The sequence below is a fragment of the uncultured Thalassolituus sp. genome (assembly GCF_950066645.1).
Lineage (GTDB): Bacteria > Pseudomonadota > Gammaproteobacteria > Pseudomonadales > Oceanobacteraceae > Thalassolituus.
On record NZ_CATMFB010000007.1, the window covers coordinates 32,048 to 40,283 of the forward strand.

Annotated in this window: 8 protein-coding genes; 4 read left to right on the top strand and 4 right to left on the bottom strand. The window is 52.5% G+C overall.

What is annotated here, in order from left to right; genetic code table 11:
* Positions 1–2: 2 nt before the first annotated feature.
* Positions 3–920, bottom strand: a complete 918-nt coding sequence (locus Q1L85_RS07775) for a LysR family transcriptional regulator (protein WP_300424786.1) — start codon at positions 918–920, stop codon at positions 3–5.
* A gap of 97 nt (positions 921–1,017) precedes the next feature.
* Between Q1L85_RS07775 and Q1L85_RS07780 the strand changes: the two genes are divergently transcribed.
* From Q1L85_RS07780 to Q1L85_RS07790, 3 genes are all read left to right on the top strand, one after another.
* Positions 1,018–1,737, top strand: coding sequence for a Bax inhibitor-1/YccA family protein (locus Q1L85_RS07780; protein WP_300424787.1), 720 nt, complete (start codon positions 1,018–1,020; stop codon positions 1,735–1,737).
* A gap of 459 nt (positions 1,738–2,196) precedes the next feature.
* Positions 2,197–2,505 carry a DUF6482 family protein gene (locus tag Q1L85_RS07785; protein ID WP_300424789.1) on the top strand — a complete coding sequence of 103 codons (309 nt, stop codon included), beginning with the start codon at positions 2,197–2,199 and terminating at the stop codon, positions 2,503–2,505.
* A 165-nt stretch (positions 2,506–2,670) separates the two neighbouring features.
* Positions 2,671–4,494, top strand: coding sequence for a methyl-accepting chemotaxis protein (locus Q1L85_RS07790; RefSeq protein WP_300424791.1), 1,824 nt, complete (start codon positions 2,671–2,673; stop codon positions 4,492–4,494).
* On the opposite strand, the gene Q1L85_RS07795 is transcribed toward Q1L85_RS07790, so the two are convergent.
* The 3 genes from Q1L85_RS07795 to Q1L85_RS07805 all read right to left on the bottom strand — a co-directional run bounded on the left by Q1L85_RS07795 (position 4,491) and on the right by Q1L85_RS07805 (position 7,359).
* Positions 4,491–5,765 (bottom strand): nitrate regulatory protein, encoded by a 1,275-nt coding sequence (locus tag Q1L85_RS07795; protein WP_300432783.1) that lies wholly within the window; start codon positions 5,763–5,765, stop codon positions 4,491–4,493. The two genes, Q1L85_RS07790 and Q1L85_RS07795, sit on opposite strands and share 4 nt — an antisense overlap.
* 100 nt (positions 5,766–5,865) lie before the next feature.
* Positions 5,866–6,156 (bottom strand): DUF3861 domain-containing protein, encoded by a 291-nt coding sequence (locus tag Q1L85_RS07800; RefSeq protein ID WP_300424794.1) that lies wholly within the window; start codon positions 6,154–6,156, stop codon positions 5,866–5,868.
* A gap of 126 nt (positions 6,157–6,282) precedes the next feature.
* Complete coding sequence (locus Q1L85_RS07805) at positions 6,283–7,359, bottom strand: alkene reductase (protein ID WP_300424796.1); 1,077 nt, start codon at positions 7,357–7,359, stop codon at positions 6,283–6,285.
* A gap of 143 nt (positions 7,360–7,502) precedes the next feature.
* On the opposite strand from Q1L85_RS07805, the gene Q1L85_RS07810 reads away from it, so the two are divergent.
* Positions 7,503–8,144, top strand: coding sequence for an LON peptidase substrate-binding domain-containing protein (locus tag Q1L85_RS07810; RefSeq protein WP_300424797.1), 642 nt, complete (start codon positions 7,503–7,505; stop codon positions 8,142–8,144).
* Positions 8,145–8,236: the final 92 nt, after the last annotated feature.

Genomic DNA, 8,236 nt, shown 5'->3' on the forward strand with positions numbered 1-8,236 from the left:
GCCTACGGGCTGCTTTTTTTATTGAGCAGGCCCGCATCTGATGCCTGCTCCGTCAGCTCTCTTACCGCACTGTGCGTAATCCTGCGTTCAGCGACGATGGCATAAAAGGTCTGCTCCAGTTCGGGAATGACTCCCGCGACTTCGACGCCGTAGCGTGTACATACTTCTTCTGCAATAAATTCAGGTGCGAAGAAGAATCCATGGCCTTCACTACCAAAGGCTTTTAACAGGGCTGAATCGTCAAATTCGCCTGCAATTCTCACTGACAACCCCCGCCTCTGAAACCAACTCAGAAGATTGGTTCTCATCGAAGATGATGTATCAGTAGGCAATAATACAGGGGCTCCTTCGAGCTGCTGGGGCCAGGTCTGGTTTTTGTCGATCAGGTTCGGGCGGGCAAAGCAGGCCATCGGACTGCGCCCCAGCTCATGGTTAAAACAGCGGATGTTCATCCCCGCTGGCATCGGGCTGTCTGCCAGAACCAGATCCAGGCGGTGAACGGCAAGCTCGCCCAGCAGTGTCGTCATCTGCTCTTCGCGGCAGATCAGCTTCATGTTTCCGCTATTGCGGATTACTGGTGCTAACAGCTGGTGCGTAATGGATTTCGGTAAGGCATCAACGATACCCACCCGGAGTTCAACCGGACGGGAAGACACTCCCTGCTGCATGACTTCCTGAAGCTCGTCTCCCAGGCGGAAAATATCTCTGCAGTACTCCAGTGCAACATGGCCTGCGTCGGTCAGCTCGAGACCCCGACCAGCCTTGCGGAATAACGCTTCACCCAGGTCTTCTTCGAGCAGTTTAAGTTGACCGCTGATGGTCTGGGGTGTGATGCTCAGTCGCTCCGCTGCGGCCTGAATGCTGGACAGATCGGCGACGGTGTAGAAATATTGAAGGTGCTTGTAGTTCAGACGGTGCATATCATTCGAAAAAATCGAGGTATCGACTAAAGATAATTCGAATATTATTTATGGAATGCCCTCAATACAATAGGGTCAATGAAAAAAGGAGGCGACTATGAAACGTCCTGATTACTTAAATTCTGAAAAATCTGAGCCAGTAGCGCAGAGCATTCCTGCTGAAAGCTATCGCCAGGGAGGCTACGCAGTACCTGTTGATTCCCAGAAAGTCCTGCGTAACACCTATGCACTGCTTTCCATGACACTGGTGTTCAGTGGCGTTATCGCCGCGCTGTCAATGATGTTTAATGCGCCGCACCCAGGGCTGATCATTACTCTGGTTGGCTTTTATGGTCTGCTGTTCGCTGTTGAAAAGACCAAAAACAGTGGTATGGGTCTGGTGCTTACTTTCGCTCTGACCGGTTTTATGGGTTACACACTGGGTCCGATCCTGTCGGCCTATGCGCAGCTACCTAATGGTGCTTCATTGATCGCAACAGCGATGGGCGGAACGGGTCTGATTTTCCTGGCGATGTCGGGTTGGGTTCTGTCTACCGGTAAGGACCTTTCTTCCTGGGGCAAAATGCTGTTCGCTGGCCTGATCACTGTAGTCGTTATGATTGTTGCTAACTTCTTCCTACAGCTGACTAGCATGTCTCTCGCGATCTCTGGCGTGATGATTGTGCTGATGAGCGCGATGATCGCTTATCAGACCAGCGCAATTGTTCACGGTGGCGAGAGCAACTACATTTCCGCGGCTGTAAGTCTATACGTATCGATTTACAACCTGTTCCTGAGTCTGCTTCAGATTCTTGGAATTTTCGGCTCCGACGACTGATCGTCGGACCACTCCTGAACTTCTCTGTGCTCAAGAGGGTACCGCAGGCCTGAGGGTGGCCTGCGGTTTTTTATTATCTGAGCTATTCTCAGACAATGCGTCTGCTTCCCGTTTTTTTCTGTCTGTCTTTTGTTCTTCCCATCTCTGCGGAAGCATTGCCCGTATGCTCTGATCGTGATGCCAAAGTGGCGTCAGACGAAAAGGCGTTGAGCTACTTTCGTAAACAGGGCGAAATTTTTCACGTTGCCCGTGTGTTAAAGAAGCACCATCCCAGCCGTGATAAAGAGGTTGCCAGTTACGTGCGCTTTGGTGACAAGCATTACAGTATCTTCACGCTCGTTGATCCGGATTGTCGCGCGCGCTTCATCAAAAGGACGAGGCAGGGGGACTGAAGCATTTCACGGTAATACACTTTCTGATAAGTTATACATTACTTGTACGTAGATTGTGTGGTGCAACATGATTCCATTCAGAACGCTTTCCCCCGGGCAAGTCATCGATAAGGTCATCATTCATTCACTCGACTGGTCGCTGTATCAGGTGAGTATCGAACAGAACGGCAAAGAAACGTGGATCCTGGATAGGAACGGACAGCCGATGACCGCGCGCAATATTCTTGAGCTTGAGGCGAAGTTCGAGCGCTTTCAGGTTGCCAGCATGGTCCTCAGGCACGAGAGCGCCTACGATGAGATGGTGAATCAGCCAGTCAGACAGGGAACAAATCGTATGGAAGTTCCGATTGGTCGTAACCGACTCGGTCGTTCCTGACTCTGAAACCAGCCTTTCTGGAAAACTCGGCTAGTCTTAACGATAGTTCAAACAACACTGGTCTCTTTCATGCCTGGATTGTTTTCGCGGTTAACCTGGTCTGACGTTCCAATCCGGAAAAAGTTGTACGTCCCGGTGGTAATACAAGCCGCTCTGGTTGTTCTAGTGTCGCTGATTCTGTTGTCGGGCTGGCGCCTGCTGGCAGTGGCCCGTGAAGATGTCTCTAAGGCGGCTGAAGTGATGAACGAGATGTTCCGCCTCGGCGAAGACATCGAAGGCTACCTCGCTAATGAATTAGGGTGGCAGAAACTCGAAGAAGATCTGTCCCGGGTGACGAGTCTGCTGGATGCGGAGCTCGATCAGAAGATTCTGACGCAATTGAGCGCGCTCGAAGATCACCTGAGTAGTTATGATTCGTCGCGTCAGGTACAAGGCGACATTCTGACTGAAGTCAGAAACCTGACATCCTCTTCCCGCGAGCTTTCCAATGCTTACATCGTCAAAGTCAGTGAACGGCTGGCAGATGCATCAGAGCGTTATTATGTAGCGACCATCGAGCGGTCTGTTATTGCGGGGGCGCTGAAAAATACCATCAACAACTACGCCATCGAGGAAATGTTCCTGTCGCTATCGAGGGGAGACAGAACCGCGGATCAGGCCGTTGATCTGCTGGACTCAACCATCGCCAATACACGAGCTGACATCGTATTGCTCGAGGGAACGCCGTTTATTAAGAAGGCAGAGGCTGGTCTGGCTTTGAATCTCCGCCTGAAAGAGCTGCTGATTAACTACCTTGAAGCACTCCAGTTTTCCGGAGAGAAGCGGGCCCAGGCAGTGCATGATCATGCTGTGCTTATGCAGGATATAGAAAAGCTCTCGAAAGACTCTCTTCTGCAGGTTCTGGATCAGGTGGGGTCAGGTATTTGGATATTGCTTGGTGTGTTTATTGCGACGGTGGGGATCAGTCTCGGATCATCTGTGCTCGTCAGTCTTTCTGTTACCCGTCCATTGGAAACCTTGCGAGGTCATATTGATCAGCTTGCGGGTTCTGGGGGAGATCTGAATTTTCGCCTGAAGGCCGACAGAAAGGATGAACTGGGTATGCTTGCTCAGGGGGTGAATCAGTTTCTTCAGACGTTGCACGGTATTTTTACCCAGGTAGCCAGTTCTGGTCATGAAATGGCAGATGAGTCCAGACGCTTTGCCGAGGTGACCAGTCATTGCTCACAGCAGATGAAGGAGCAACGGGAGCGAACACAGGGAGTGACCGCCTCTGCAGCGACGATTAAACAAACGATTGCCAGCGCCACAGAAAAAACAGATCTTGCAGCACGGATGGTTGAAGACTCCGAAAAACGCGTGACGGAGGTTGTAGATAGTATCCAGTCAACCATTAAGGTGATCAACATTGCCAATATCGAACTGGAAAATGCGTCCAGCGTTATCGGTAAGCTGAATGACGACAGCCAGAACATTGGTAGTATCCTTGATGTCATCAGAGGCATTGCAGATCAGACGAATCTTCTGGCGCTGAATGCCGCCATTGAAGCAGCCCGTGCAGGAGAGCAGGGTAGAGGCTTCGCCGTCGTATCTGATGAGGTTCGTGTACTGGCGCAGCGGACCCAGTCTTCCATTGAGGAAATCGACAAGATGATCCGCAATCTTCAGAACGCTTCTATGCTCGCGACCAGTGTCGTGGCCAGCAGTGCCGAAAACATTGGAGGTACGCTGGCAACAAGTCAGGCGGCGGGAGAGGGTGTGAAGACAATTTCCGAGAGCATTTCATCGATTGCAGCTCTAAACGTCGAAATTGCTGCCATGATGGAAAATCAGCTGGAGAAGGCGACAGATATCAACCGTGTTGTTGTTGATATTGGTGAAGTATCAGATGCGAATGACGTGGCGATTTCCAGAGCCAGCTCGTCGGCTGCGACTCAGGTCGCGCGTGCCGAAAAGCTGGTGGGCCTGATGGGCCGTTTCCGTATTTAGCGACTTTTCAGCATGTCAGCAACGCTGATAACGTTGGCGGCGACATCGACAATACGTTTGTTGTTATCCATTGCTGCCTGACGCAACTGACGGTAGGCCTCTTCTTCAGAGATTCCCTTCGACTGGATCAACAGGCCTTTGGCCTTATCAATCAGCTTACGTTCTTCGAGTGCCTGGCGTGCTTCTGCCAGCTCTTCACTGATACGCTGCAACCTTTCTGCCTGCCCCTGAACAAGTTCATAGATGGAACGTGCCAGTTTAACGTTGACACCCGGAGCGACATTCAGCGATGACTGCGCGGCGTCTTCCGGAAGAATGGAGAGAGGAGACATGGGAGGCTCTTCCACCGTTGCGAGTTCTTTCAGGTGTTCCCGGTGCAGACGCAGGTCTTCTTCGGCCTGGGTGATTTTGTTGGTACAGAGTTCGAGCAGAGCCGTCGCCAGTTCACGCTCGATCTCCTGCATTCCGTCAATACGACGCGTGGCAACTTCGTACCAGACTTCACTGATTGCCGTCGGCAGAGAATCGCCCTTGCGATAGCGTTGAACCATCTGGCGGAGTCGGTCGAGCTCGTGCGTGGCTTCACTGCTTTCCAGTTGTCGCCACTGAGCTTGTGGAATGGTCTGGGAAAACTCAATAAAGATATCAAAGCACCGGGCCTGCGCTTCCTGCATGGTATGCAGTCGATCCTGAGTCGCCGATGTAAAGGTACCTGTGGTGAAGCCGATCAGTCCCCACGCGCGCTCCTGACCCGCATACTCTTTCCCCTGAGAGAAATTAAACATGGCGACCAGCGCCCGGGTGATATCAGGATCGTTGGAGATATCGGCAGCTTCAAAGACTACTGCAAGCAGGCCGGCGATCAGACGGTTATACATCTGGGTATTTTCGGTCGGGCTGACGCTCTGATCGGCAATGCGGGCACGAAGAGGCGCCAGTTCTTCCAGGCAATGAAGCACAAAGGCAATGCTGCTGAACAGGCGGGCTGAGCTTGGAGAAACGTTATTCAGGTCGAGTTCAGCAAGTGCTTGCCGGAACTTCTGTTCGGCAATTTCGGTTGCCGCCACTTCTTCTTCGCGCTGAAGGGCGAAACGCTGGCCTTCACTGACGAGGAAGGTATTCGACAGACCCCGTTCGCGCTGCAGTTCGTGAATCAGTTCGGTGACCTTGGTGACCAGACTGGAACTGATCAGAAGCTGCTTCAGTGCTGCGATCTCCGCACGTTTGGCAGATAACAGAAAGTCTTCGGTAGTGGGGACGACGGCAGGCATAAAAGGCTATCCAGGCTGGTGGAGAAACTAGACTGGTGTGTATTTTACCAATTTGCCGCACCGGAAGGTATGACAAATGCCTGATATCCGCTGACCAGTGTCAGCTTTTGCCCTTCAGTTTTTTCATAAAGGCCAGGAAGTGCGGAGTGAATTCGGTGAAAAGTGGGTGGCCCTTGTTTTCCAGCATGACTTCACTGAATAGCTTCAGACCCAGTGCCAGAGACGTAGCGTGCACGGGAGAAAGGTCATCCCGGTGCTTCATTCGTTCAATAATCTGAAAAATATCGTCGTGGTTACCGACTTTAAAATCGAGCTTCTTCTGATGGCAGGAAGGGTGTCCGTCCGCATCACACAGATGTTCCAGCTGAATACGGTATTGGTGTTGTTTCATGGGGTGCTCCCGTTTCTGTTCTTGTGTGATCAGAGTATTAGATGCATTGATGAAACATAAGTAGGTGGTTTTGGATGAGCTGTTGCATTACGCGAACCAATTGGCCCGCGGTGCGGGCCAATTAACTCAGGCGCTCAGGGAGGGGTAGTCGGTGTAACCTTCCGGTCCCTGGCTATAAAAGGTCGCCGGATCAGGCGTATTCAGGGGGGCGTGTGTCCGGACACGCTCGGGCAGGTCAGGGTTCGCGATAAAGGCAGAGCCAAACGACACGAGATCAGCAACATGATCCGCCAGGGCTTCAGCCGCTTCGTCGGGGGTATAGCCCATGTTGACCATCAGCTGGCCTTTGTAGATCTCCGTTGCGGGTGAGACAACGTCTGCAAACTGCTCACCTCTGAAGTCGGCCCGCATGATATGCAGGTATGCAAGATCGTAGGGATTCAGGTGGCTGCACAAATAGCGGACGAGGGCGACCGGGTCACTGTCTTTCATATCATTGAATCCGTTCAGGGGAGAGATACGTATACCCACGTGTCGGTTATCCCAGACGCTGAGGACGGCCTCCAGCACGTCGGTTAACAGCTTGACCCGGCCATGCCAGTGGTTGCCATACTCATCGTCCCGGTGATTGCTACCGTCGCGGAGAAACTGGTCGATCAGATAGCCGTTTGCCGCATGAATTTCGACACCATCAAAGCCGGCTTTCCGGGCGTTCTCTGCACCGGTACGGAAGTCCTCTATGATTTCCCGGATGCCCGCTTCAGTAAGGGCTTCGGGTGTCTGGTATGGGAATTCCCCGACGGGAGTGCGGGTCGTGCCATTGATGGCTGTCGGCTCTGCAGACACTGGGGCCTGGTTGTTATTCAGTGCTGGCACAGCGGCTCGTCCGGCGTGCCAGATCTGCATGAAGATACGCCCGCCGCGGGCATGTACCGCGTCGGTGATCTCTTTCCAGGCAGCGACCTGCTCGTCATTGTAAATGCCCGGTTCGTGAGCAAACGCAGAGGTACCAGAGCTGACCATCGTACATTCAGTGATGATCAGGCCTGCACTCGCCCGCTGGGTGTAATATTCTTTCATCAGGGCATTGGGCATATGATTAATGGCCCGGCAGCGGGTAAGAGGTGCCATCACAAAGCGGTTTGGCAGTTGCATGTCACCAATGGTCAGGGGTTGGAACAACGGAGTGATATCAGCAGTCATAATGCCTCCCGGGTTTTCTGACTAATATGGAATATTGACTCCCGGCGATCGTCAGGTGTTCCTGCAACGGATTGTTGCATCTATACGTCGAAACAGTGCGTTGAAATTATGCGTTGAAATCTCAGAAGGTCAGGAGGCACAGAATGAAGCAGCTCTGTATTTTTCCTATTCCGGGCAGTGTGACGTTTCCCGGCACTGTGTTCCCGTTGCATGTGTTCGAGCCAAGGTACCGGGCAATGATGCAGCATTGCCTGGACACCGGGATGGAGGTCGCCATCTGTCACACCGAGAAGACCATCAGCGAAGGCCGTCCGACAGATTCTATGGAAGAAGCGCTGAGCTCAAACCGCTCGACCTACAAACCGGTAGCGATTGTCAGCGGCGGGCCCTGTGAACTGGCTGAGATGACTGATGACGGCCGTATGTATCTCAATGTCCGCTTGCGCAAGCGCTATCGCCTGCTTGGGGATGTTCAGACGCTGCCTTATCGCATCGCCGAATGCGAGGAATTTCCCGATCAGGTTCCCGATGAAGCAGAACGTCACGCCAACGACGTTCTGAAAGATAAAATCATGCACCGGTTACAGGCGCTGGCGAGAGACAATCAGATCATCCCGGACTTATTAAGCAGTGAGGAGTGGACGCTAAAATCGCCCGATGACTTCAGTTTTCAGTTATTCGGACTCATCGGCTTTGATCCCGAATATATGCAGGAGCTGTTGGAAATGCCCAGCGCCCATCAACGGCTGGTACGCACGCTGGACCTCCTTAATCAGACTGCCTGACCTTCCTTTACCTGCAATTGACGATGACTGTTCAGCCCCGTGCTTGCTGGATTCCGGGGCAGATCCTCTCCGGACATTAGTCACACTCGGTC